The organism is Glycomyces dulcitolivorans, assembly GCF_003265355.1.
Lineage (GTDB): Bacteria > Actinomycetota > Actinomycetes > Mycobacteriales > Micromonosporaceae > Glycomyces > Glycomyces dulcitolivorans.
In genome coordinates this window covers 76,742-100,150 of sequence record NZ_QFRW01000083.1, presented here as the reverse complement: position 1 = coordinate 100,150, position 23,409 = coordinate 76,742, and the positions used below count along the sequence as shown (strand labels likewise).

Below are 23,409 nucleotides of genomic sequence, written 5' to 3'. Positions count from 1 at the left end.
CCTTGCGCCCCAACCTTCTCGGTGCTGGACTCGGGTGGACCCCCACGGCTTGAGGACGGCGGTGCCCAGTGGCGCAGTACATCGCAGGACCGGACCACTTCGCGCAGAACGTGGTGCCGGCGCTGGACCGGTTCTGGGCGGCGCTGATCCGGCGGTGGCAGAAGGAGGCCGCCGCCTCGTTCCTGGCCGGCAACGACATCAGCACCAGCGTCCAGCACCCCAAGCAGGTCCTGGACTGGCCCTACTTGCGCAAGCCGGTCGTCAACTACCACCGGGACGCCTGCGATTACCGCACCTGGGCCGGTGCCGCCGACAACGCGGCGCCGCCGGTGCGCTGCCAGGGGCGGATCCCGGCGACCCAGGCCGGCAACCCGGTCTTCGACGAGCACGACAACCCCGCCGGCGTGGTGCCCTCCGAGATCACGTGCCCGCTGCCGCAGGTGATGACGGCCGTGCACGCGTGGGCGAAGGCCGAGCGGGACCTGATCGAGGCCAAGGTCCCGCGCTTCGACGGGCACGACCTCGGCGCGCTCGACCGGGCGTTCAACGGCCTGAAGTCGATCCGCGAGCAGACCGCCGTCGCCGGAAGCTCCACGGAAGGCACCCGGAACGCGAGCGGCAGCGCGCTCTCGTCCCTGGTCACCGACCTCTCCGACGGGGACGGCACGTCCCAGCACTGGCTGGCCGACTGGACCGGGCTCGCCGCCGACGCGTTCAAGGGCGGGTTCCTCAAGTCCACGAACCCGACCACGACCAACCACTACATCCTCGCCAACGAGCTCGGGAAGCTCGTGCAGCAGCGGTCGGGGATCGTCCAGGTCGGCCGCAACGACGCGGTCCACCTCATCTCGGAGGCCGCGAAAGGCCTGGGCGCCACCGGGACCGCGGCGATCGCGAACAACTGGGAGGCCCTCGAAGGGCTCGCGAAGGCGGTCGGGTTCCTCCCGGTCGTCGGCGACGCCGTCTCCAAGGTCCTCGACCTCGGCGCGTTCCTCGGCGAGCAGTTCCTCGCCACCCACGACGCCGTCGTCTTCAAAGGCGAGTTCCGGGCCATCGTCACGAACCTCTCGGCCGGCATGGACGCGCTGGTGCAGCAGATCGAGACGTACGAGGGGAAGTACCGGGCCCTCACCGCCGCGCTCCGCTCGGCGCTCGGCGCGGTCGGCAGCTTCGACATCGAGCTGTACGCCCTGGGCGAGAACAAGGCCCAGGGCCTGCCGACCGCCCAGCACAGCGGCTTCAGCGCCGACCCCGCGGCGCTCTTCGAACTCGCCGAGAAGCTCGGGCGCGCCGGCGCCGAGTACGAGGAGATGCTCCCGCTGCTCGACCCCGTCGAGGACGCCGCGGCCCACTTCGCCGACAAGGACGGCAGGGCCACCGGCGCCGACACGGACGCGCTCGCCATGGCCGCGGAGTTCCGGGGCTTCCTGACGACCACCGCCGCCCGCTACTTCATCGCCCGCGACCAGGTCCGCCAGGGCGCCGAGGACTACAAGAAGAGCGACGGCGACGTCGCCGCGTCGTTCACCAAGGCGCTGGCGAGGTTCGACAAGAGCGAGGGCGGCTCCCACAAGCCCGGGTTCGACGCGAAGACCGAGGCCGACGCGACCGGCCGCGGCACCGGCGCCGACCGCAACCCCTACCGCGACCACGAAGGCGACCTGGCCTACAGCACTACGAAGAACCCGGGCGGGAGCGTCGCGAACCCGACCAGGGAACCGGTCTAGGTCAGCAGATCGAGCCGCGCGTGGCCGCGGTGGCGCGGGCGAGGTCGCGCACCAGCTCCACGTCCACTTTCGCGGGGGTGGAGAAGCGCAGGCAGCCCTTGCCCATGTCGTGGCCCGCGAGGCGGTCCTTGAACAGGTCCTTGAGGTCGGGGCGCAGCAGGTAGACCGAGATGTAGCGCTTCTGGGAGGCGAAGCCGACCTCGGTCTCGCCGTCGCGCTCGTAGCAGGGCATCCCGTAGGCCATGACCTCGGTGAACCCGGTCAGCTCGGTGCGCAGGGCCTCCCGGATCGCCGTCACCGCCGCGCGGCGGTCCTCGGGGAGTTCGGCCAGGTAGGCGTCCACGGTCTCGGCGCTGCTGCTCACCATGTGCCAAACCTAGCGCCGGGGGCCGACGAAGCGATGAGTTTCGGCGCGCGGCCTCGTCTCGACTGATGCAATCGGATATTGAGACCCGTTCGGAAGGACGCGACCAATGCAGAAGATCGTCACCAACATCTGGTACGCCGACGGCGCCGCCGAGGCGGCCGCCGAGTTCTACACCACCCTCTTCGAGGACGCCAAGATCACCAGCACCATCCCCTACGTCGAGGACGCGCACGGCGAGGTCGGGACGGCCATGGTCGTCAACTTCGAACTCGCCGGCCAGTCGTTCACCGGCATCAACGGCGACGACTCCGCCAAGCACGACCACGCCATGTCGCTGCTGGTCAACACCGCCGACCAGGCCGAGACCGACCGCCTCTGGGACGCGTTCCTGGCCAACGGCGGCAAGGAGATCCAGTGCGGCTGGATCGCCGACCAGTGGGGCGTCAACTGGCAGGTGTGGCCCGCCGAGGCCGACCGGTACGTCGGCGGCCCCGACAAGGACGGCGCCGTGCGCGCCGTCAAGGCCATGTACGAGATGAAGAAGATCGACCTCCAGGGCCTCAAGGACGCCTACGAGGGCAAATAGACGAATAGGGATGAGACCCGGTCCCCCGCGCGGGGGACCGGGCCCGCCCCCCGGAGGGATTCGGTCGCCCGCGCTCGCCGGGAATGCTGGAGGCGTGAACGTCCGCTGGCACAATGACCCCATGCGCCTCCTCGCCCCGCTCCGGTCCGGGGCCACCTACCGCGGCTGGGTCTGGCTCATCCTCGGCGGCGCCCTCATGATGCCGTTCATGCTCGTCGGCGCCATCGCCTACAACTGGGTCCACCCCGACGCCGGCTTCGAAGGCGCCCTGCACCCGGGCGTGTTCGCCGCCGTCATCCCGCTCGTCGCCGCCGTCTCGCTCCTCCTGCCCGACCGCGAGGTCGAGCGCACCGCCGCCCGCCGCCTCCTCGGCGCCCGGTTCACCCCGCCCGACGACGACGACACCTGGAACTCGCGCTGGCGCACCGCCTGCTGGTTCACCCTTCACGCGGTCGTCGGCGGCGCCCTCTCCGGCGTCACCCTCGCGCTCGTGCCGTTCTGCGCCTACCTGGCGGTCAACGGCGCCCGCGCCGTCCTCGGCCACGAGACCACCGGCGTCTACTCCGGCTGGCTCGCCCGCTGGGGCCTCGTCTCGGGCCCGATCCTGCTGGCCGCGTTGATCTTCCTCGTCGCCGCGGCCGCCGCCGGTATGAAGGCCCTCGCGCCGGGCCTGCTCGGGCAGGGCGCGGCCGACCGGCTCGCGGCCTCGCGCGCCGAGACCATCCGCCTGGCCGCGCGCAACCGCATCGCCCGCGAACTGCACGACTCGGTCGGGCACGCCCTCTCGGTGGTGGTGGTCCAGTCCGAGGCCGCCTCCCGCCTCATCGACAACGACCCCGCCTTCGCCTCCCGCGCCATGGCCGCGGTCGGCGAGACCGCCCGGGAGGCCCTCGCCGAACTCGACGCCGCCATCGGCGCCCTGCGCGAGGACCGCGACGAGACCCGCGGCCCCCAGAAGGACCTCGCCGACCTCGAAGCTCTCGCCGCCGAATCCGGCGTCGACGTCGACCTGCGCATCACCGGCGACCGGAATGCGGTGGGCCGCTTGACCTCCCGCGAGGCCTACCGCATCGTCCAGGAGGCCCTCACCAACGTCCTGCGCCACGCCGACGAGCCCCGCGCCGTGGTCGAACTCGGCATCGGCGAACTCGGCATCGCCGAGGAGGTCACGGTGCGCGTCGCCAGCCCTGCCGCCCGGCGGCCCCGCCCGCGACCGGGCGGGCGCGGCCTCATCGGCACCGCCGAACGGGCCGCCGTCCTCGGCGGCACCGCCGAGACCGACTGGGCCGACGGCACCTGGACCGTCCGCGTCGCACTGCCGAAAGGGACCGCATGACCGCGCCGCTGCGCATCGCCCTCGTCGACGACGAGGCGCTCATCCGCTCCGGGTTCGCCGCCGTCATCGGCGCCGAACCCGACCTCGACGTCGTCGCCGAAGGCGCCGACGGGATCGACGCGCTCGCCATCGCCCGCAAGGGGAACGTGGACGTCATGCTCATGGACGTGCGGATGCCGAAGGTCGACGGCATCGAGGCCACCGCCCGCATCACCGCCGAACTCGCCGCCCCGCCGAAGATCCTCGTCGTCACCACCTTCGACAACGACGACTACGTGTGGCAGGCGCTGCGCGCGGGCGCCGGCGGGTTCCTGCTCAAGCGCACCCGCCTCGAAGACCTCCTCGCCGCCGTCCGCCTCGTCGCCCGCACCGACGCCCTCCTGTTCCCCGAGGCCGTCCGCCGCCTCGCGGGGTCTGCGACGCTGAACCGCAACGCGCAGAACGGGATCGGGAACCTCAGTGAGCGCGAGCGCGAAGTCCTCACCCTCACGGCCCGCGGCCTGTCGAACGCCGAGATCGCCGCCGAGCTGTTCCTCGGCCGCGAGACCGTCAAGACCCACCTGAGCAGCGTCTACACCAAGCTCGGCGTCCGCGACCGCACCCAGGCCGTCATCGCCGCCTACGAAGGCGGCCTCGTCTAACAACCTCTGCCGAACCCGGGGCCACCCGCCCCGGGTTTCTTCGTGCTATGGTTCATTAGTCAAGTAATGAACCCCAGCACCGATGAACCCGTACCCACAAGTTAGGAGGCGAGATGTTCGATGACGGCACGCCGATCTATCGGCAGATCGCCGACCAGATCAAGGCCGAGATCATGAACGGATCGCTCGAACCGGGAGGCAAGGTCATGTCGACCAACCAGTACGCCGCGTTCTACCAGATCAACCCGGCCACGGCGCAGAAGGCGTTCCGGGAGCTGGTCGACGAGGGCGTCCTCTACAAGCAGCGCGGCGTCGGCATGTTCGTCGCCGACGACGCCCGCGACCGGCTCGCGGCCGACTTCCGCGACCGCTTCTTCGAACGCGTCCTGGCCCCCCTGGTCCGCGAGGCCCGCCAGGCCGGCATCCCCCTGACCGACATCATCGACTACCTCAAGGCCCAGGAAGGCGCCCTCCAATGAGCTTCACCGTCAACCTCCGCAACGTCACCCTGAAGTACGGCGCCGAGGCCGCCCTCGCCGACGTCGACCTCGACCTGGAGGCCGGCAAGATCTACGGGCTCCTCGGCCGCAACGGCGCCGGCAAGACCAGCCTGCTCAGCCTCCTCGCCGCCTTCCGCCGACCCACCTCCGGCGAGGTCCGCGTCGGCGGCGAGCCGGTGTGGGAGAACGCCCCGATCGTCTCCCGCGTCGCCCTCATCCGCGAAGGCGGCGACTTCGACGACTCCGAGACCGTCAAGGCCGTCATCGAGACCGGCCAGATCCGGCCCTCCTTCGACACCGACTACGCCTACAAGCTCGCCGACAAGTTCGAAGTGCCCCTGAAGAAGCGCGTCAGCGCCCTCTCCCGCGGCAAGCGCTCGGTCCTGGCCGCCGTCTGCGGCCTCGCCGCCCGCGCCGAGCTCACCATGTTCGACGAGGTCCACCTCGGCATGGACGCCCCCACCCGGGACGCGTTCTACAAGGAGCTCCTCGCCGAGTACATGGAGCGCCCGCACACGGTCGTGCTCTCCACGCACCTGATCGACGAGGTCGCCAACTACCTCGAAGAGGTGATCATCGTCGACAGGGGACGCATCCTGCGCCACGCCGACATCGAGGCCTTCCAGGGCATGGGCGCCACCCTCACCGGCCCGGCCGACGCCGTCGACGCCCTCGGCCTCGCCGCCCTCGCCGAGCAGCGCCTCGGCGGCACGAAGTCCATCACCGTCGCCGACGCCCTGGACAAGTCCGTCCGCGAGCGCGCCGCCGCTGCCGGGATCGAGATCGGCCCGGTCGGCCTCCAGGACCTCTTCATCCACCTCACCGACCCGAACCGGAACGGAGCCTGAGCATGTCCTCCCTCGCCAACCTGCGCCTGCCCACCCGCCGGTACGCCCTCGGCGCCGGCTTCGCCCTGGAGGGCCTGAAGTACTTCAAGTACTGGGTCCTCGCCGCCCTCGTCCTGTCCTTCGCGGTGCCGCTGGTGATCTCCCAGTACAGCGACGTCGCGCTCTCGGCCTGGTACTACACCGCGAACGTCGGCAAGTGGTTCACCGCGTTCGTCGGCGGCGGCTTCGTGTTCACGCTGGTGCCCAACATGATCGCCGCGGGCCTGACCCGCCGCGAGCTCGCCGTCTCCATGGGCGTCTTCGGCGTCCTGTGGTCGCTCGTCCTCGGCGCCGTCGCCTTCGCCGGCATCCTCGGCGAGCGCGCCTACTACGACGCCCTCGGCTGGTCCCAGGGGATCGACGCCAGCGACGCCATCGCCCCCATCGGGTCCCTCGGCGACACCATCGCGTTCGCCTCGTACTACCCGCTGCTGTACCTGGTGTACTTCGCGGCCGGCACCGTCATCGGCATCGCCTCCTACCGCTGGGAGGGCGCGGGCTGGCTGCTGCTCGTCCCGATCATCCCGGTCGTGTTCAGCCTCGACAACGGCCTGTACGACACCGAACCGGTCGGCCCCGGCTGGGCGGGCTTCCTCGGCCTGTTCATGGACGGGTGGGCCCGCGGCGTCGTCATCGCGACCATCGTCGCGGTCACCGCCGTCCTCGCGGCCGCCGCCTACCGCATCCTCATCGACGTCCCGCTCCGATCCAAGAAAGCATGACCATGGCCGACACCACCGCCCTCGCCAAGCGCCGCTACCGGCTCGGCCTCAGCCTCTTCCTCGGCTCCACCCGCTGGCTGCGCTGGGTGATGCTCGCCTGGGTCGTCCTCACCCCGTTCCTGTCGGTGCTGCTCATCAGCGCCATCGAGACCGGACTGTGGACGATCACCGCCACCGTCTTCCAGTGGTTCGTCGCCTGCACCGCCGGCATGCTGCTGTACCAGACCCTGCCCGGGACGCTCGCCAAAGGCGTCACCCGCCGCGAGCTCACCGTCGCCTACTTGGTGTTCGGGGTCCTCGCCTCGATCGGGACGGCCGCGATCGTGACCGCCGGGTTCGCCGCCGAGCACGCCCTGCTCGCCGTCTTCGCCGAACCGCTCGACACCTGGGGCCAGACCCTCGCCGACGGCGCCCGGTACGTGCTCATCGCGCCGATCTACTTCTTCACCGGCGTCCTCATCGGCGCCGCCGCGCTCCGCTTCGGCGGCAACCACTGGTTCACCGCGATCGTCCTGGTCGCGGCCGCCGGACACTACGCGGGCATCCTCGCCCTGGAGTTCGGCTCCTACGACACCGCCGTCGCCGCCTGGGCCGCCGTCGCCCTCGCAGTCACCGCCGTCCTGGTCGCGGGCACCGCGGCCACCCTCAGGTCCATTCCCGTCCGAGCGAAACGAGTCTGACCGTGACCGCGCTGCTCACCCACCGCAAGTACCGCCTCGCCGCCGCACTGTCGGCCGACGCGGCCCGGACCTTCGGCCTCTGGTCCGTCGCCGCCTTCGCCGCCCTGGCCCTCGCCTCGATCGTCGTCCGCGCCGCCACCGGCGAGTACCGGGAGTTCGCCTACTGGGTCGTCTTCTCGGTGCCGCTCATCGTGACCGCGCTCGCCTGGGTGCACCTGACCAAGTCCTACCCGCTCGCTCTCGCCAACGGCCTCACCCGCAAGGAGTTCCTGACCGCGTACGCCCTGTTCGGCGCGGCCACCGTCGTCGCCACGGCGGCCCTGACCCACCTCGGGCTCGCGGTCATCGGACTCTTCTCCACCTTCCGCGGCGCCGAATACCATCAGGGGTTTTACGGGACCGGACTGCTCGAATCGGTCGTCAGGCCCGCGGTGTACTTCGCGGTCGGCGCCGCCGCCGGCGCCGTCGTCATCCGGCTCGGCCGCCGCTGGCTCGGCGCCCTCGCCAGCGCCGTCCTCGTCTCCCTCGTCCTGTACCGCATGCCCGCCTACCTGGCGGCGAGGATGGCCGCCGACGAGCTCCCCATGAAGGACGGGATCAACCTGGAGATCCCGACCCAGCTGTCGCTCGCGCCGCTCGACGCCGTCCTCGCGGTCCTGTTCGCCCTCCTCGCCTGGGCCCTGCTCGCCAAGGCCCCGATGCGCACGAGACCGGCCTGAGCCATGGGACTCCTCCTCGCCGACGTCCCCTTCCCCGCGCTCGTGGTCGCCGCGTGCGTCGCGGCGGGGGTCGTCGCGGGCCTGCTGCTCACCACCGGGACCCCTCCCGGGCCGCCCGAGCCGAGACGCGCCACACGGCCCGCCGACCCGGCACCGCGCAGCACAGGCGAATGGGACACTGGTGAACGGCCAGTACACGCACCGGAAGGTCAGCACATTGTCGATCCAGCCCATCCGCATCTTCGGCGACCCGGTCCTGCGCACCGCGGCCGAGGACGTCGACACCTTTGACAAGGAGCTGCGGAACCTCGTGAAGGACCTGCTCGACACCATGCGCGACGAGGGCGGCGCCGGCCTCGCCGCCCCCCAGCTGGGCGTGAGCAAGCGGGTCTTCTCCTTCGACGTCGACGACGTCATCGGGCACATCGTCAACCCCGTCCTCGAATTCCCCGACGAGGAGGAGCAGGACGGCCCCGAGGGCTGCCTGTCCCTGCCCGGCCTGTACTTCGACACCGTGCGCCGCCAGAACGTCGTCGCCAAGGGCTTCAACGAGTACGGCGACCCCCTCCAGATCGTCGGCACCGGCCTCATGGCCCGCTGCCTCCAGCACGAGACCGACCACCTCGACGGCATCATCTTCATCGACCGCCTCGACTCCGAGCGCCGCAAGGCCGCGCTCACCGAGATCCAGTCCCAGGACTGGTACAACGAAGAGGTCAAGGTCAAAGTCACCCCCCACGACTCCAAGGGTGTGTTCTTCAAGCGATGAGGATCGTCTTCGCCGGGACCCCGGAGGTCGCCCTGCCGACCCTGGAGGCCCTCCACGCGTCCGCGCACGAGGTCGTCGCCGTCCTCACCCGCCCCGACGCCCCCACCGGGCGCGGGCGAAAGCTCCACCGCTCGCCCGTCGCCGAGTGGGCCGACGGGCACGGCGTCGAGGTCCTCGCCCCGGCCAAGCCCCGCGAACCCGAATTCCTCCAGCGCCTGCGCGACCTCGACGCCGACATCGTCCCCGTCGTCGCCTACGGCGCCCTCGTCCCGCCCGCCGCGCTCGACATCCCGCGGCTCGGCTGGATCAACCTCCACTTCTCCCTCCTCCCCGCCTGGCGCGGGGCCGCCCCCGTCCAGTACGCCGTCCTCAACGGCGACCAGATGACCGGCGCGTGCGTCTTCCAGCTCGAAGCCGGGCTCGACACCGGCCCCGTCTACGGCCGCCTCACCGAGCCTGTCGGCCCCCGTGACACCTCCGGCGACCTCCTCGACCGCCTCGCGGCCGCCGGGGCCCGCCTCACCGTCGACGTCGTCGACGGCCTCGAAGCCGGCGCCCTCACCGGCGAACCGCAGCCCGAGGACGGCGTCTCCTACGCCCCCAAGGTCACCGTCGAGGACGCCCGCGTCCGCTGGAGCGACCCCGCGTTCGCCGTCGACCGCCGCGTCCGCGCCGTCACCCCCGCCCCCGGCGCCTGGACCGACCTCGACGGCCAGCGCCTGCGCCTGGGCCCCGTCACGCCCGACCCCGACGGTCCGCCGCTCGCGCCCGGCGAGGTCGCCCTCGCCAAGAAAACGGTGCACGTCGGCACCGCCACCGAACCCGTGCTGCTGGGCCAGGTCCAGCCCGCCGGCAAGAAGCCCATGGACGCCGCATCGTGGGGCCGCGGCCTCCAGACCGCACCGAGGTTCACATGAGCGACAACAGGTCCCGCAATACCGGCCGCAAGCGCGCGCCCCGCCGCGACGACGACGAGCCGCGCCCCACGGTCAACCCGCGGCGCATCGCCTTCGACGCGATCCGCGCCGTCACCGCCGACAACGCCTACGCCAACATCGTGCTGCCGCGCATGATCAACGAGACCGGCCACACCGGCCGCGACGCCGGGCTCATCACCGAGCTCACCTACGGGACCCTGCGCAGCCTCGGCACCCTGGAGAAGATCCTCGCCGCCGCCTCCGGGCGCGACGTGCGCGAACTCCAGCAGGACCTCCTCGACGCGCTCTGCCTGGGCGCCTACCAGCTGCTGTACATGCGCATCCCCGCGCACGCGGCCGTCGCCACCACCGTCAGCCTCGTCAAGGCCGCCGTCAGCCCCCGCGTCTCCGGGCTCGCCAACGCCGTCCTGCGCAAGGTCGCCGCCAAGGACCTCGACCAGTGGTGCGCCGACCTCGCCACCGGCGACCGGCTCCACGACCTGTCCCTGCGCCACGCCCACCCCGAGTGGATCGCCCGCGAGTTCGAGGCCGTCCTCGGCCCCGAGGAACTCGCCCCGGCCCTCGCCGCCGACAACGTCGCGCCCCCGGTCCACCTGTGCGCCAAGCCCGGACGCATCACCAAGGGCGACCTGTCGCGCGAGACGCGCGGGGGCCTGCACGGGCAGTTCTCGCCGTACGCGGTGTACCTGCCCGGCGGCGACCCCGGCCGCATCAAGGCCGTCGCCACCGGGCTCGCCCACGTCCAGGACGAGGGCAGCCAGCTCGTCGCCGTCGCCCTCGCCGAGGCGCCCCTGGAGGGCCGCGACGAGTCCTGGGTCGACCTGTGCGCCGGGCCCGGCGGCAAGACCGGGCTCCTGGGCGCGCTCGCCGCGCAGCGGGGCGCGCACCTGGACGCGGTCGAGGTCCAGCCCCACCGCGCCGAGCTGGTCGCCAAGGCCGCCAGGGGACTGCCGGTCACCGTCCACACCGGCGACGGGCGCCTGTTCGGGGAGCCGAACTCGGCCGACCGGGTGCTGGTGGACGCCCCGTGCTCGGGGCTGGGCGCGCTGCGGCGGCGCCCGGAGGCGCGCTGGCGCAAGCAGCGGTCCGACCTGGACGCCCTGGTGCCGCTCCAGCGCGAGCTGCTGGCGGCGGGACTCCGGTTGGCGCGCAAGGGCGGTCTGGTCGCGTACGTGACGTGCTCGCCGGTGCTCGACGAGACCTCCGAGGCGGTCGAGTCGGTGCTCAAGGCCGGGGGAGCGGAGCTCGTGCGGCCCGAGTGGCTGCTCGACCGCGTCCCGGATTCGGCGCGGGGCGATTTCGTGCAGCTGTGGCCGCACCGGCACGGCACCGACGCGATGTTCATGGCGCTGCTGCGCAAGACCGGAAACCGCTAACACCCCAGTTCGACGGCGGTCGATGTCCCATGCTGCCCTTTTGACGGGTGGGGTCGCTTTAACACCCAGTTTGGAAGCGCTACCATACATTGACATAAGTGAATTTCCTCCGGGCTAACCGGCACCTAGACCCCAAGGAGCACCAGATGAACCGACGGCAGCGCCTCGCAGGCGTGGTCGCGGCGGCGGCCACCGCACTGGCGGCGGCACTCGGCGCGGGATTCCTCCTCAGCCCGAACGCGGGCGCGCAGGACGACGTCTCCGCGCAGGCCCAAGCACTGTGGACGAACCCCAATACGCAGGCGGCCCGCTGGGTCGCCCAGAACCCCAACGACTCCCGGACGGCGATGATCCGCGACCGCATCGCCGAGACCCCCGCGGGCACCTGGTTCACCCAGACCAGCCCCACCGGCGGCATCGCCGCGCAGGTCTCGGCCGTCGTCGACGGCGCGGCGGCCGCCGGGGCGGCCCCGATCATGGTCGTCTACAACATCCCCAACCGCGACTGCGGCGGCGCCTCCGGCGGCGGCGCGTCCAGCCACTCGGTCTACCGCGGCTGGATCGACCAGATCGCGGCCCAGATCGACGGCCCAGCGTACATCGTCCTCGAACCCGACGTCATCGCGCACGACTGCTACGGATCGAGCGAGCGGGCCCAGATCAACGCCTCGCTCGCCTACGCCGCGCAGACCCTCAACGCGGCCGACCCCGGCGTCAAGGTCTACATCGACTCCGGCCACTCCGGCTGGCTCGACGCCCCCGACGCCGCCTCGCGGCTCCAGGCCGCCGGCATCCAGTACGCCGACGGATTCTCGCTGAACACCTCGAACTACCGCACCACCGCGGAGTCCACGGCCTACGCGAACCAGGTCCGCAACATCGTCGGGACCAATAAGGGCGCCGTCATCGACACCTCCCGCAACGGCAACGGGCCCTTGGGGGACCAGTGGTGCGACCCGTCCGGGCGCGCGATCGGCGAGCACCCGACGACCGCGACCGGCGTCGCGGGCATCGACGCCTACCTGTGGGTCAAGCTCCCCGGCGAGGCCGACGGCTGCGCCGGCGCCGCGGGCCAGTTCATCCCCGACATCGCCTACCAGCTCGCCAACAACGCCGGATCGGGCTGGCCCGGCGACGTCGAGCCGACCGACCCGGTCACCACGCCGACCGGCACCGGCCCCACCTCCGAGGACCCGACGACCGGCGGGCCCTCGCAAGGGGACTGCACCGTCCACATCGACGTCGTCTCGTCGTGGGGCTCGGGCTGGCAGGGGAAGGTCTCGATGACGACCGACGACGCGGTCAACGGCTGGACGATCGGATGGACCTGGCCGGGCTCGCAGTCGATCCAGTCGAGCTGGAACGCGCAGGTCACGACCTCGGGCTCCACCGTCACGGCCAAGGACGTCGGATGGAACGCCGCCGTCGGCGCGGGCCAGACGAAGGAGCTGTTCGGCTTCGTCGCCTCCGGCTCTGCGGCCGACTTCGACGTCGACTGCTAGTACCCCGGCCCGGTGGCCAGGTCCGGTAAAGCTGACCTGAGCCACAGAAGGCACCAGGTGTCCGGCCTGCGTCGCGGTTTCGCGACCTACACTGTCCGTGTGGCACAGTTCCAAGCGGCGCAGGCCGACACCGTCATCGCTCCGAGCCTCCTGGCGGCCGACTTCGCCCGCCTCGCCGAGGCGGCCGACGCGGTCGAGGGCGCCGTGGACTGGCTCCACGTCGACGTGATGGACAACCACTTCGTCCCCAACCTCACGCTCGGACCCCCGATCGTCAAGTCCCTCAAGGCCGCCACCGACATCCCGCTCGACTGCCACCTCATGATCGAGGACCCCGCGCGGTGGGCTGTCGGCTACGCCGAACTGGGCGCCTACAACGTCACCTTCCACGCCGAGGCCAGCGACGACCCCGTCGCCCTCGCCAAGGACTTGCGCGCGGCAGGGTCGAAGGCCGGCCTCGCCATCGACCGCGACACCGCGGTCGAGGACTACCTGGACCTCCTCCCCGAGTTCGACACGCTCCTGATCATGACGATCAAGGCCGGGTTCGGCGGCCAGCAGTTCCTCCCCGCCATGCTCGACAAGGTCCGCGCGGCCCGCACCCACGCCGCCGCCGGACACCTCGAACTGCGCATCGAAGTCGACGGCGGCATCGCCGACGACACCATCGCGGCCGCCGCCGAGGCCGGAGCCGACGCGTTCGTCGCCGGCACCGCGGTCTACGGCGCGGCCGACCCAGCCGATGCGGCGAGGCGCCTGCGCGCCCGCGCCGACGCGGCGCGATCATCCTCCCTATGAGCACCCCATGGCCACCCCTGACCTGGTACTCATCGCCGACGCGGACCCCGAGATCGCGGAGTTCCTCGCCTCGCGCCTGAGAGCCGACGGCTTCGACACCGCGCTCGCCCGCGACGGCTACCAAGCCCTCGCCGGGATCGCCCTGCGCCGCCCCGGCATCGTCATGCTCGAAGCCGACCTGCCGTTCATCGACGGCCTCGCCCTCACCCGCCAGCTGCGGGCCGACCCCGCGACCGCGAGCCTGCCGATCATCCTCCTCGGCGCCCAGCCCTCCTCGGCCGACAAGATCGCCGGACTCAAGGCCGGCGCCGACGACTACATCGCCAAGCCCTTCGACCCCGCCGAGGTCTCCGCCCGCATCGACTCCGCGATCCGCCGCCACCGCGAGGTCCGCGAGTCCTCGCCGCTGACCGGCATGCCCGGCAACGACCGCATCCTCCGCGAACTCCAGTCCTGGATCAAGCGCGGCGACCCGTTCGCCTTGTGCTACATCGACATCGACCAGTTCAAAGCGGTCAACGACGTGTACGGGTTCGTGCGCGGCGACGAATTCATCCGGGCCCTCGCCGAATGCGTCTACGCCGCCGCGGGCGACGCCGGCGCCGCCCCGGTCTTCCTCGGCCACGTCGGCGGCGACGACTTCACCATCCTGTGCGTCCCCGACCACGCCGAGGCCGTCACCGGCTTCCTCAACGACCACTTCGCGCGCCGCGTCCGCCAGCTGTGCGACCCCGCCGACGCCGAGCGCGGCTACATCGAGCACGCCGACCGCACCTCCCGGCGCATGACCCGCTCGCGCCTGCCCACGCTCTCCATCGGCGTCGCCCTCTCGACCCAGCGCCGCTTCTCCGACGCCTACGAGGCCGTCGCCGAGGCCACCGCCCTCAAGAGCGTCGCCAAGTCCCACTCCGGCAACTACGTCGCCTACCCCGAGGGCCGTCCCCCCGGAAGGAACGGACGCCGCCCCGTGTTCTGGACGAACGAGCACTGACCTGCCTGCCGGCAAGTAGTCTGCGTCACAGTCGACACCGCGGCGGAATAACCCCGTGGCACAATTCCTTGTAGCAAACGCGCGTCAGCGGGGTCGGTGAAATTCCGAGCCGGCGGTGAGCGGCGAAAGCCGCAAGTCCGCGACCCGTCCGCAACCAGCGGACGGTTGACCTGGTGAGAATCCAGGACCGACGGTTAAAGTCCGGATGGGAGCAGACGCAACGCGGGAGGCCACTGAGGGCCCCTGCGAGCTATTCTTCTGCCCCGCCTGCGTGCCGTACACAAGTTGTTGCAGCAGGTAGGGGGTCCCACCCGTGTTCACCGGAATCGTCGAAGAGCTCGGCGAGGTCGTCAAGGCCAGTGAAGCGTTCCTGGCCGTACGCGGCCCGCTCGTCACCTCGGACGCCGGACTCGGCGACTCGATCAGCGTCAACGGCGTCTGCCTCACGGTCGTGCAGGTCGACGGCGACGTCTTCACCGCCGACGTCATGGCGGAGACCTACCGCCGCACCGCGATCGGCGACCTCCGCGAAGGCGACCGCGTCAACCTCGAACGCGCCGCCACCCTCACCACCCGCCTCGGCGGGCACCTCGTGCAGGGCCACGTCGACGGCGTCGCCCACATCGTCAAGCGCACGCCCGCCGCCGAGTGGGAGGAAGTCACCTTCCGCCTCCCCGCCGGCCTGGCGAAGTACGTCGTCGAGAAGGGGTCCATCACCGTCGACGGCACCTCCCTCACCGTCGCGTGGATCGAAGGCGACGAGTTCAGCGTCGGCCTGATCCCCACCACCCTGGAAGCGACCACCCTGGGCCGCAAGCAGGTCGGCGACCCGGTCCACATCGAGACCGACGTCGTCGCCAAGCACGTCGAAAAACTCCTTCAGAGCACTGGGAGCCAGCTGTGAACGACATCCGCATGAACTCCGTGGACGAGGCCATCGCCGCCATCAAGGCCGGCCGGCCCGTCATCGTCGCCGACGACGAGGGACGCGAGAACGAGGGCGACATCATCTTCGCCGCCGAGGACGCCACCCCCGAACTCGTCGCGTTCACGATCCGCCACACCGGCGGCTACCTGTGCGTCCCGATGCTCCCCGACCGCGCCGACCTCCTCCAACTGCCCCCGCAGGCCGCCGAGAACCAGGACCCGCGCGGCACCGCCTACACCGTGACCGTCGACGCCCGCCGCGGCATCGCCACCGGCATCTCGGCCGCCGACCGCGCGCACACCATCAACGTGCTCGCGAACCAGGCCACCGTCGCCGGCGACCTCAGCCGCCCCGGCCACGTCGTCCCCCTGCGCGCCAAGGAAGGCGGCGTGCTCGTGCGCACCGGCCACACCGAGGCCGCCGTGGACCTCGCGCGCCTCGCCGGCAAGCAGCCGGTCGGCGTCCTCAGCGAGATGATGAACGACGACGGCACCATGATGCGCCTGCCCGAGCTCCGCGAGTTCGCCGACGAGCACGGCCTCGCCCTCATCACCGTCGCCCAGCTCGTCGAATGGCGCCAGCGCAACGAGGTCCACGTCAAGCGCCTCGCCGAGGCCCGCCTCCCGCTCGAAGCGGGCGAGTTCACCGCCGTGGGCTACCGCGCCGTCTTCGACGGCAACGAGCACGTCGCGCTCGTCAAGGGCGACATCGGCGACGGCGAGGACGTCCTCGTCCGCGTCCACTCCGAGTGCCTCACCGGCGACGCCTTCGGCTCCCTGCGCTGCGACTGCGGTCCGCAGCTCCAGGCCGCCCTGCGCGCCGTCGAGGCCGAGGGCCGCGGCGTCGTCCTCTACATGCGCGGCCACGAGGGCCGCGGCATCGGCCTGGTCCACAAGCTCCAGGCGTACCAGCTCCAGGACCAGGGCCGCGACACCGTCGACGCGAACCTCGAACTGGGCCTGCCCGCCGACGCCCGCGACTGGGGCATCGGCGCGCAGATCCTCGAAGACCTCGGCATCAAGTCGATGCGGCTGCTGACCAACAACCCGGACAAGCGCGCCGGGATCGAGGGCCACGGCCTGAAGGTCGTCGACCGCGTGGCGCTGCCGACCTACGCCACGCCCGACAACATCGCCTACCTGACCACCAAGCGCGACCGCATGGGCCACCTGCTGGCCGACCTGCCCGCGCTCGCAGTGAAAGCCGCCTGACCATGTCCGGACACGGAGCACCCGAAGTCAAGGTCCCCGACGCCACCGGGCTCACGCTCGGCGTCGTCGCCACGGACTGGAACGCCCAAGTCGTGGGGCAGCTGCTCAAGCGCGCCCTCGACGCCGCCGAGGACGCGAAGGTCGCGGAGGTGAAGGTCCTGCACGTCGCCGGGGCGGTCGAACTCCCGGTCGCCGCCCAGGCGCTCGCCCGGAAGTACGACGCCGTGGTCGCCCTCGGCACCGTCATCCGCGGCGGCACCGCCCACTTCGACTACGTCTGCAAGTCGGTCACCGAGGGGCTCACCCGGGTGGCGCTCGACGAGTCGACCCCGGTCGCCCACGGTGTGCTCACCGTGGACGACCAGGAGCAGGCCCTCGCCCGAGCCGGGTTCGCCGACTCGACCGAGGACAAGGGCTACGAGGCGGTCGTGGCCGCCCTCGGTGCGGCCCTGGCGATCCGCTCGCTCGACTAACTGAAGTGCCGGAACTCCTCCCAGAGTTCCGTCCAGGGCAGGGCCGGTCCGCGGCACACGACCACGGACCGGCCCTGCTCCTCGTTGTCCACGCCCACACCGTTGTCCAGCTCCCCGGCGACCGCGCAGTCGTCGAAGTGCGCGCCGAGCTCGGCCGCGTCCATCCCCACGGCGAGCACGGTCTCGGCGCCGGCCGGGGGAGGGCCGTACTCGGCGAGGGCGTTGTGCCCGCTGTAGACCGGCGGCAGGTCCTCGCCGTACCGCTCCAGCGCCCCGGCCTCGCCGTAGTTCGACGTGATGATCACGGCGTCCTCCGGCAGGCCCTCGGCCGCGGCCTCGACCTGGTCGGTGTACGCCTGCCAGCCGACCTGGTCGGGCACCGAGTTGTTCATGTCCGGGATCGGCGTGTCCCCAACGGCCGCAACGGGGATCAGCGGCAGCGCCACGACCGCGGAGATCGCGCCGTTGAGTGCGACCCCGGTGACCAGCAGGCTCCGGCGGTTCTGGCTTCGCGCCCACTCGGCCACGGGCACGCACCCGGCCGCGTAGAACACGATGACCAGGCCCATCGGGTAGTAGAACTGCCCGCCGGTGGCGAGCACGACCGCCAGCAGCACCGGGTAGGCCACCGCGAGCGCCCGCGCCGGGCGCCACTCGGGGCGCTTGAACAGCGCCCAGATCCCGGCGAACCAGACCGGCACCAGGAACAGCCCCACGAGCAGGAACTGGAAGGGCACCAGCAGGACGCGGTTCTCCGCGCCGTCCTCCTCGTTGATCGCTGAGGCCATCTCCAGCTGAGGCCAGCCGTTCACGGCCTGGTAGACCAGGTTCGGCGACCCGACGACGAGCGCGATCGCGACCCCGGCCCACAGCCACTTCGAGGCCAGGGTCCGCCGCGGGCCCGCGACCAGCAGGCCGACCGCGAGGCTCAGGAGCAGCAGCACGATCAGGTGCTTGTTGTAGAGCCCGATCCCGGTGACCGCGCCGACCGCGAGCCACCAGCGCTCGTCGCGCATCAAAGCCCGGACGACGAAGAGCAGCACCGCGGTCCACACCAGCAGGTCCACAGTGGCGGTAGAAAGGGTGTGCCCGAAGGCGAGGGCGACCCCGGCGAACGCCAGGCCCCACGCGCACAGCGCCTGGGCCCCTTTGCCGCCGTCGAACTCGCGGGTGACGAGGACGGCGAGCCACAGCACGCCGACCATGCACAGGACCGAGGGAATCCGCAAGGCCCACACCGTGTCGCCGAAGAGCGCGACGGCCGCGTGGCCGAGCAGCGGGGTGAGCGGCGGCTGGTCGACGTAGCCCCACGCGGGGTCGAGCATGCGGAAGTACAGCTCGTCGCGGTGGTAGTCGTACCGGCCGTTGGTGAGGGCGAGGACGGCGGCGAGCGCGAGGCTCGCCAGGGTCGGATGGAGGCGGTGGAGAGGACGCATGCGGCGGCCTTTCGAGGGTGAGGGGGCCCGGAACCGAGCGTACCGGAGCCCCACCGCCCCACGGGTTTCAGTTGTCGATGCGCGCGAAGTAGGCGTCGACCAGGGGCTTGCCGACCCCGGTCATCCACTGCTCGAAGGTGAGCAGGCCCGGGTGGACCTTGCGCAGGCCCTCGATGTCGACCTCCATGCGCGTGCGGTTGATGACCTCCATCGCGTTCGCCGTCGAGGGGCTGAACTTGCGGATCTCCTCGGCGTCGATCTGCTGGTACGGCACGTCGCGGCCGGCGAGCCTGCCGATGAGCGCGGCCTTCTCGTCCTGCCGCAGGTCGTCGCCGGCCAGGAGGTACGCCTTGCCGTCGTGGGCCTCGGGGTCGGCGAACGCGATCGCGGCGATCGCGCCGATGTCGTCGGCGGCGATGAGCGGCTCGTACGTGCCGGGGCCGAGCGCGGTGGCGTGGACGCCGTTCTGGAGCTCCCTGGGGGAGTCGAAGGTGTTCTCCATGAACGCGCCCGGCCGCAGGATCGTGAGCGACAGGCCGGTGTCGCGCCAGGCCGCTTCGGCCTCGGCCTTGCGAGGGAGCGTCGGCAGCTGCGTTTCGAGGTCGGTGCCGACGCCGATCGACGAGGAGTGCACGACGTGGCGCGCGCCCGCGGCCTTGGCGGCCTCCCCGAGGTTCGCCGCGCTGCGGCGCTCGTGGTCGAGGTCGTGGCCGTACGGCCCGCCTTCATAGGACCCGGCGTGGACGCTGTAGACGCCCCACGCGCCCGCGGTCGCCGCCGCGAGCGACGCCGGGTCGTCGAGGTCCCCTTCGACGACTTCGGCTCCGGCCGCCTTGAGCGCCTTCGCCTTCGCGCTGGAGGCGTCCCGGGTCAGCGCCCGGACCTTCCAGCCGTCGGCGAGGAGGCGGGCCGCGACGGCCCCGCCCTGGCGGCCGGTCGCGCCGGTCACGAGAATGGTCTGATCAGTGGAGGGCATGATGCGGTCCTTTCCGTTCCTGGAGCCGCCGACTAGTATCGGAGTCGGCGACCCGGTTGATGAAACGGAACAGTACACCCGTTTAAGGACGGGCGCGAGAGGGGGCACCGTTGCAGACGGCAGTGAAGCGGGCCGAACGCGTTGACGCCCAGCGCAACCGGCTCAAGGTCCTGGAGACGGCCGACCGGCTCTTCGGCGAGCGCGGCACCGCGGTCTCCCTGGGGGAGATCGCCACGGCCGCGGGTGTCGGCGCGGGCACCGTCTACCGGCACTTCCCCACCAAGGACGCCCTGCTCGCGACGGTCCTCGACCACCGTTTGGCCCAGATCGCCGACTACGGCGAAGAGGCCCTGCGCGAGAGCGACCCCGAGACCGCGTTCTTCGGCTACCTGCGGTTCATCACCATCCGGGCCCTGGAGAACCGCGCCATCTGCGAGGCCCTGGCCGCCCGCGGCGACTGGATCGAGCCCGCGAAGGCGAGCGGCAAGTGCGTGGTCGACAACCCCCTGGGCGTGCTCCTGCACCGGGCCCAGCAGGCCGGGGCCGTGCGCGCCGACCTGGACGCGGGCGACGTGCGAGCCCTCATGTCCGGCTGCACCGGCATCGCCCAGTCCGTCGTCTCCCCCGAGCGCGCCCGGCGCCTCGCGGAGGTCCTGTGGGACGGTCTCCGTCCGGAACGGAACCCCGCGACCCGTAACGAAACCCCGGTCGCGATCGAACCGCGTAACGAAATCACCGTAACGGAAGGGTCCTGCCCGGTCTGCGGTACGCCGATCGCCCACGCCGGGACCGGCCGCCCCGCGAAGTACTGCTCCGCGGCCTGCCGCCAGAAGGCGTTCCGCGACAAGCGGAAAGCGGCCTGATCCGGCCCCTGGCAACCGGTTGGCAAACGTTCGCCTAGGATCGGCCGGAGTCCACCCGCGAAGGAGGCCGCCATGGCCCGCCGATTCTGCCAGCACGTGCTCCGCCCGGTCGCCGACCTCGACGGCGTCTGGGACTTCGCCTACCTCGGCGACGTCGACCCCGACGAGGTCGCGGCCGCCGAGATCGTCTTCGACGACGTCATGGCCGTCCCCGGCTGCTTCGACGCCACCCCCGGCTACGCGGGCCGCCGCGGCCTGGCCGCCTACCGCACCCGAGTCACCACTGCGCCCGGCCGCCAGCGCCTGGTCTTCGAAGGCGTCCAGCATTGGTGCCGCGTCCTGTGGAACGGCGAGCCGATCCGCGACCACGCGGGCGGCTTCACGCGATTCTGGGCCGAGACCGAATCCGAAGGCGGCGACGCCGAGATCACCGTCCTGGTCGACAACCGCTTCGGCGAGCGCTCGCCGCTCCACCTGGAGCACTTCGACTGGTACCACTTCGGCGGCATCAGTCGCAGCGTCGCCCTCCACACCCTCGGCTCGGTCCGCCTCGACGGGCTGAAGATCGACACCGTCTCGGTGGGGGACAAGCGCATCCAGGTCCGCATCGACTACACCGCCGACGCGCCCGCGACCGTTCCGCTCGCGATCGAGTGCGACGGTCGCCCGATCCTGGCCGAGGACGTAGCCCTCGACGCCGCCGGATCGCTCACCCGCACGCTCGACCTCCCTTGGGCCGCACCGTGGTCCACGGCCGACCCGAACTTGTCGGTCCTCGCGGTCGCCCTCGGGGAGGACGACCTGCGCGAGCGCTTCGGCCTGCGCGAGGTCGCGACCGCGAACGGCCGCATCACCGTCAACGGCGAGCCGGTCCGCCTCCTCGGCGTCAACCGCCACGAGCTCCACCCGCAGTTCGGCCACGCCCAGCCCGCCGCGCTGCTGGTCGCCGACGTCCAGCAGCTGAAGGACCTCGGTGCGAACTTCGTGCGCGGCAGCCACTACCCGCTCGACCCGCTGTTCCTGGACCTGTGCGACGAGGCCGGGCTCCTCGTCTGGTCGGAGTCCATCGGCTGGCAGTACCCCGTCGAGCACCTCACCGACCCCGCCTTCGTCGAGGCCCAGCTGGCGCACATCGGCGAGATGACCGCCGCCGCGCACAACCATCCGTCGGTCATCCTGTGGGGCATCCTCAACGAGTGCCCGAGCTGGTCCGAGGCCGGATACCCCGTCTACGAGAAGCTCCTGGGGCGCCTGCGCGAGCTCGACCCGACCCGCCCGGTCACGTACGCGAGCATCAACGCCCACGACGACAAGTGCTTCGACCTGGTCGACGTCGTCAGCGCCAACACCTACCCGGGCTGGTACTCCGGCGACGTCCCCGGCATCCCCGAGGCCCTCGACCGCATCGCCGCGCACGTGGACGCCCTCGGGCACGCCGACAAGCCGCTCATCATCTCCGAGATCGGCGCCGGCGCCGTGCCGGGCTGGAACGACGCCAACGCGTCGCTGTGGACCGAGGACTACCAGACGCTGCTGCTGACCACCGTGGTCGACCACGTCATCGGGCACGAGCGCATCTCCGGCCTCGGCATCTGGGTCTTCGGCGACTTCCGCACCACCGAGCACCGCGAGATGCTCCTCAAGCGCCCGCGCGGGGTCAACGACAAGGGCGTGGTCGACGAGTACCGCCGCCCCAAGCAGTCCTTCAAGGCCGTCCGCGAGCGCTTCAGGTCCGCCTGAGCCGGGCACGGGTGAGGGCCTCCCGTCCCAAGCCGGGAGGCCCTGTGCGGCAGCGCTAGAAGGTGAGCGAGTAGCTGTTGCAGTTGAAGTTCTTGCCCCCGGACGCGGAGGTGATCTCCCAGCCCAGCTGGATCTGGTCGATCCGCACGTTCGGCATCCGGCCGGTGTTGACCAGCCACTGGCAGATCGCGGTGATGTTCACCGACCCGCTGGTGAACTGGCTCTCCGCCAGGAAGCTGTAGACCGGGTTGGCGCCGTTGCTGCCCTGGTGGTAGCGCCAGTTGCGGCCGCCGAGGTTGACGGTGGTCTGGTGGGAGCCGATCGGCCCGACCGGGCCGTACCACTGCGTCCAGATCATGATCTCGTGGGCGTGGCCGTTGCCCCACACGTCGTACGCGGTGTTGTAGGCCAGGCCCGAACCGGTGGGCACCGAGACGTTGAGGTTGCTCGACACGTTCCCCATGCTGGAGACCGTGCGCCCGAGCGTGCGGGACACGTTCGGGTAGGACTTGATGCCGCCGGTGTTCGGGTGGTCGGCCCACACGCCCCAGTTGCTGGCGGAGTTCGCCCAGATCGTCTGCGGCCCGTAGCCGCTGCCCCAGACGTTGTTGTAGAGCGTGTAGGACCCGGTCTGCCAGGAGCCCCACCGGTCGGAGGAGGACCAGGTGGCGGCCTGTGCCGGGGATTGGACGGCGCCTACGGCGGCCGCGGTGGCCAGCGGCCCGGCCAGCGCGGCGGTGAGGAGCGATCTGCGTCGCATGGGGAGCGCCTTTCTCAAGAATCGCGGGTTCAGTCACCGACAGTCATTAGATGAATGTCGATGTATTAATTAGATCATGCGACCCAATTAATGTCCAGGCCCGAAACGTGCGAATTTGTCCCCGCCGTGATCTCAGTCTCCGCCGTCCCGCACTGCGGTCGCCGCGCCGCGTCGGCGACGGTCCCGGCCGGTGCGCCGCGTAGAATTCGCGGACGTGAAGACCTTCGAGCAGCTCTACGCCGAACTCGCCGAGAAAGCAGTCACCCGCCCCGAGGGCTCCGGCACCGTCGCCGCCCTCGACGCCGGCGTCCATGCCATCGGCAAGAAGATCGTCGAAGAGGCGGCCGAGGTCTGGATGGCCGCCGAGTACGAGTCCGACGAAGCCGCGGCCGAGGAGATCTCCCAGCTCCTCTACCACCTCCAGGTGATGATGGTCGCCCGCGGCATCAGCGTCGACGACGTCTACCGGTACCTCTAGAAAGG

Annotated in this window: 25 protein-coding genes and 1 riboswitch; of the genes, 21 read left to right on the top strand and 4 right to left on the bottom strand. The window is 71.3% G+C overall.

Going from position 1 to position 23,409, the window contains the following annotated elements:
* Window positions 1–68: 68 nt before the first annotated feature.
* Entirely contained in the window at window positions 69–1,727 is a 1,659-nt protein-coding gene (locus DI269_RS08990; RefSeq protein WP_112134905.1) for a hypothetical protein, read from the top strand.
* A gap of 1 nt (window position 1,728) precedes the next feature.
* Here the strand turns inward: DI269_RS08990 and DI269_RS08985 are convergent, their stop codons facing one another.
* A complete protein-coding gene (locus DI269_RS08985; protein ID WP_112134903.1) occupies window positions 1,729–2,094 on the bottom strand; it encodes an iron chaperone in 366 nt (121 codons plus the stop codon).
* A 106-nt stretch (window positions 2,095–2,200) separates the two neighbouring features.
* Between DI269_RS08985 and DI269_RS08980 the strand changes: the two genes are divergently transcribed.
* From DI269_RS08980 to ribH, 17 genes are all read left to right on the top strand, one after another.
* Window positions 2,201–2,680: a VOC family protein gene (locus DI269_RS08980; protein WP_112134901.1), complete on the top strand. Its 480-nt coding sequence runs from the start codon at window positions 2,201–2,203 to the stop codon at window positions 2,678–2,680.
* 94 nt (window positions 2,681–2,774) lie between these two features.
* A complete protein-coding gene (locus tag DI269_RS08975; protein ID WP_157974857.1) occupies window positions 2,775–4,016 on the top strand; it encodes a sensor histidine kinase in 1,242 nt (413 codons plus the stop codon).
* Window positions 4,013–4,657, top strand: coding sequence for a response regulator transcription factor (locus DI269_RS08970; RefSeq protein ID WP_112134897.1), 645 nt, complete (start codon window positions 4,013–4,015; stop codon window positions 4,655–4,657). The genes DI269_RS08975 and DI269_RS08970 overlap by 4 nt, the downstream gene beginning before the upstream one ends.
* A gap of 113 nt (window positions 4,658–4,770) precedes the next feature.
* Window positions 4,771–5,136 carry a GntR family transcriptional regulator gene (locus DI269_RS08965; protein ID WP_112134895.1) on the top strand — a complete coding sequence of 122 codons (366 nt, stop codon included), beginning with the start codon at window positions 4,771–4,773 and terminating at the stop codon, window positions 5,134–5,136.
* Window positions 5,133–6,005, top strand: a complete 873-nt coding sequence (locus tag DI269_RS08960) for an ATP-binding cassette domain-containing protein (RefSeq protein WP_112134893.1) — start codon at window positions 5,133–5,135, stop codon at window positions 6,003–6,005. The genes DI269_RS08965 and DI269_RS08960 overlap by 4 nt, the downstream gene beginning before the upstream one ends.
* Before the next feature lie 2 nt (window positions 6,006–6,007).
* Window positions 6,008–6,766: a hypothetical protein gene (locus DI269_RS08955; RefSeq protein ID WP_112134891.1), complete on the top strand. Its 759-nt coding sequence runs from the start codon at window positions 6,008–6,010 to the stop codon at window positions 6,764–6,766.
* Window positions 6,767–6,768: 2 nt separating this feature from the next.
* Window positions 6,769–7,446: a hypothetical protein gene (locus DI269_RS08950; protein ID WP_157974856.1), complete on the top strand. Its 678-nt coding sequence runs from the start codon at window positions 6,769–6,771 to the stop codon at window positions 7,444–7,446.
* A 2-nt stretch (window positions 7,447–7,448) separates the two neighbouring features.
* Window positions 7,449–8,165, top strand: a complete 717-nt coding sequence (locus DI269_RS08945) for a hypothetical protein (protein WP_112134887.1) — start codon at window positions 7,449–7,451, stop codon at window positions 8,163–8,165.
* Window positions 8,166–8,382: 217 nt separating this feature from the next.
* Window positions 8,383–8,934: a peptide deformylase gene (gene def, locus DI269_RS08940; RefSeq protein ID WP_112134885.1), complete on the top strand. Its 552-nt coding sequence runs from the start codon at window positions 8,383–8,385 to the stop codon at window positions 8,932–8,934.
* Window positions 8,931–9,851 carry a methionyl-tRNA formyltransferase gene (fmt, locus tag DI269_RS08935; RefSeq protein WP_112134883.1) on the top strand — a complete coding sequence of 307 codons (921 nt, stop codon included), beginning with the start codon at window positions 8,931–8,933 and terminating at the stop codon, window positions 9,849–9,851. Before def ends, fmt begins: the two co-directional genes overlap by 4 nt.
* Window positions 9,848–11,248, top strand: a complete 1,401-nt coding sequence (locus DI269_RS08930) for an RsmB/NOP family class I SAM-dependent RNA methyltransferase (RefSeq protein WP_112134881.1) — start codon at window positions 9,848–9,850, stop codon at window positions 11,246–11,248. Before fmt ends, DI269_RS08930 begins: the two co-directional genes overlap by 4 nt.
* Before the next feature lie 146 nt (window positions 11,249–11,394).
* Entirely contained in the window at window positions 11,395–12,750 is a 1,356-nt protein-coding gene (locus DI269_RS08925) for a glycoside hydrolase family 6 protein (protein ID WP_112134879.1), read from the top strand.
* Between the two features lie 99 nt (window positions 12,751–12,849).
* Entirely contained in the window at window positions 12,850–13,548 is a 699-nt protein-coding gene (gene rpe, locus DI269_RS08920; protein WP_112134877.1) for a ribulose-phosphate 3-epimerase, read from the top strand.
* Window positions 13,549–13,555: 7 nt separating this feature from the next.
* Entirely contained in the window at window positions 13,556–14,539 is a 984-nt protein-coding gene (locus DI269_RS08915) for a GGDEF domain-containing response regulator (protein ID WP_112134875.1), read from the top strand.
* Window positions 14,540–14,618: 79 nt separating this feature from the next.
* Window positions 14,619–14,760, top strand: a riboswitch (FMN riboswitch).
* Between the two features lie 92 nt (window positions 14,761–14,852).
* Entirely contained in the window at window positions 14,853–15,443 is a 591-nt protein-coding gene (locus DI269_RS08910) for a riboflavin synthase (RefSeq protein WP_112134873.1), read from the top strand.
* Window positions 15,444–15,454: 11 nt separating this feature from the next.
* Window positions 15,455–16,678 (top strand): bifunctional 3,4-dihydroxy-2-butanone-4-phosphate synthase/GTP cyclohydrolase II, encoded by a 1,224-nt coding sequence (locus DI269_RS08905; RefSeq protein WP_112134970.1) that lies wholly within the window; start codon window positions 15,455–15,457, stop codon window positions 16,676–16,678.
* A gap of 2 nt (window positions 16,679–16,680) precedes the next feature.
* Complete coding sequence (gene ribH, locus DI269_RS08900; protein ID WP_112134871.1) at window positions 16,681–17,151, top strand: 6,7-dimethyl-8-ribityllumazine synthase; 471 nt, start codon at window positions 16,681–16,683, stop codon at window positions 17,149–17,151.
* On the opposite strand, the gene DI269_RS08895 is transcribed toward ribH, so the two are convergent.
* Together DI269_RS08895 and DI269_RS08890 are read right to left on the bottom strand one after the other, a co-directional pair.
* Complete coding sequence (locus DI269_RS08895) at window positions 17,148–18,587, bottom strand: glycosyltransferase family 39 protein (RefSeq protein ID WP_112134869.1); 1,440 nt, start codon at window positions 18,585–18,587, stop codon at window positions 17,148–17,150. The genes ribH and DI269_RS08895 overlap by 4 nt on opposite strands.
* Before the next feature lie 67 nt (window positions 18,588–18,654).
* Window positions 18,655–19,563 carry an NmrA family NAD(P)-binding protein gene (locus tag DI269_RS08890; RefSeq protein ID WP_112134867.1) on the bottom strand — a complete coding sequence of 303 codons (909 nt, stop codon included), beginning with the start codon at window positions 19,561–19,563 and terminating at the stop codon, window positions 18,655–18,657.
* Window positions 19,564–19,673: 110 nt separating this feature from the next.
* Between DI269_RS08890 and DI269_RS08885 the strand changes: the two genes are divergently transcribed.
* Window positions 19,674–20,426 carry a TetR/AcrR family transcriptional regulator gene (locus tag DI269_RS08885; protein WP_112134865.1) on the top strand — a complete coding sequence of 251 codons (753 nt, stop codon included), beginning with the start codon at window positions 19,674–19,676 and terminating at the stop codon, window positions 20,424–20,426.
* 72 nt (window positions 20,427–20,498) lie between these two features.
* Window positions 20,499–22,166, top strand: coding sequence for a glycoside hydrolase family 2 protein (locus DI269_RS08880; RefSeq protein ID WP_112134864.1), 1,668 nt, complete (start codon window positions 20,499–20,501; stop codon window positions 22,164–22,166).
* A gap of 55 nt (window positions 22,167–22,221) precedes the next feature.
* Here DI269_RS08880 and DI269_RS08875 read toward each other — a convergent pair whose 3' ends face one another.
* The gene (locus DI269_RS08875) at window positions 22,222–22,926 is read right to left on the bottom strand and encodes a GH12 family glycosyl hydrolase domain-containing protein (protein WP_112134862.1); all 705 of its coding nucleotides are present in this window, start codon (window positions 22,924–22,926) and stop codon (window positions 22,222–22,224) included.
* A gap of 214 nt (window positions 22,927–23,140) precedes the next feature.
* Here DI269_RS08875 and DI269_RS08870 point away from each other — a divergent pair, with 214 nt between their 5' ends.
* A complete protein-coding gene (locus DI269_RS08870) occupies window positions 23,141–23,404 on the top strand; it encodes a phosphoribosyl-ATP diphosphatase (RefSeq protein ID WP_091034543.1) in 264 nt (87 codons plus the stop codon).
* Window positions 23,405–23,409: the final 5 nt, after the last annotated feature.

What these genes read in the sequence shown, in the direction of transcription:
- DI269_RS08985 (WP_112134903.1), bottom strand. Translation starts at nt 2,094, where the DNA reads ATGGTGAGCAGCAGCGCCGAGACCGTGGACGCCTACCTGGCCGAACTC.
- DI269_RS08980 (WP_112134901.1), top strand. Translation starts at nt 2,201, where the DNA reads ATGCAGAAGATCGTCACCAACATCTGGTACGCCGACGGCGCCGCCGAG.
- DI269_RS08970 (WP_112134897.1), top strand. Translation starts at nt 4,013, where the DNA reads ATGACCGCGCCGCTGCGCATCGCCCTCGTCGACGACGAGGCGCTCATC.
- DI269_RS08965 (WP_112134895.1), top strand. Translation starts at nt 4,771, where the DNA reads ATGTTCGATGACGGCACGCCGATCTATCGGCAGATCGCCGACCAGATC.
- DI269_RS08960 (WP_112134893.1), top strand. Translation starts at nt 5,133, where the DNA reads ATGAGCTTCACCGTCAACCTCCGCAACGTCACCCTGAAGTACGGCGCC.
- DI269_RS08955 (WP_112134891.1), top strand. Translation starts at nt 6,008, where the DNA reads ATGTCCTCCCTCGCCAACCTGCGCCTGCCCACCCGCCGGTACGCCCTC.
- DI269_RS08950 (WP_157974856.1), top strand. Translation starts at nt 6,769, where the DNA reads ATGGCCGACACCACCGCCCTCGCCAAGCGCCGCTACCGGCTCGGCCTC.
- fmt (WP_112134883.1), top strand. Translation starts at nt 8,931, where the DNA reads ATGAGGATCGTCTTCGCCGGGACCCCGGAGGTCGCCCTGCCGACCCTG.
- DI269_RS08930 (WP_112134881.1), top strand. Translation starts at nt 9,848, where the DNA reads ATGAGCGACAACAGGTCCCGCAATACCGGCCGCAAGCGCGCGCCCCGC.
- DI269_RS08925 (WP_112134879.1), top strand. Translation starts at nt 11,395, where the DNA reads ATGAACCGACGGCAGCGCCTCGCAGGCGTGGTCGCGGCGGCGGCCACC.
- DI269_RS08915 (WP_112134875.1), top strand. Translation starts at nt 13,556, where the DNA reads ATGGCCACCCCTGACCTGGTACTCATCGCCGACGCGGACCCCGAGATC.
- DI269_RS08905 (WP_112134970.1), top strand. Translation starts at nt 15,455, where the DNA reads ATGAACTCCGTGGACGAGGCCATCGCCGCCATCAAGGCCGGCCGGCCC.
- ribH (WP_112134871.1), top strand. Translation starts at nt 16,681, where the DNA reads ATGTCCGGACACGGAGCACCCGAAGTCAAGGTCCCCGACGCCACCGGG.
- DI269_RS08895 (WP_112134869.1), bottom strand. Translation starts at nt 18,587, where the DNA reads ATGCGTCCTCTCCACCGCCTCCATCCGACCCTGGCGAGCCTCGCGCTC.
- DI269_RS08890 (WP_112134867.1), bottom strand. Translation starts at nt 19,563, where the DNA reads ATGCCCTCCACTGATCAGACCATTCTCGTGACCGGCGCGACCGGCCGC.
- DI269_RS08880 (WP_112134864.1), top strand. Translation starts at nt 20,499, where the DNA reads ATGGCCCGCCGATTCTGCCAGCACGTGCTCCGCCCGGTCGCCGACCTC.
- DI269_RS08875 (WP_112134862.1), bottom strand. Translation starts at nt 22,926, where the DNA reads ATGCGACGCAGATCGCTCCTCACCGCCGCGCTGGCCGGGCCGCTGGCC.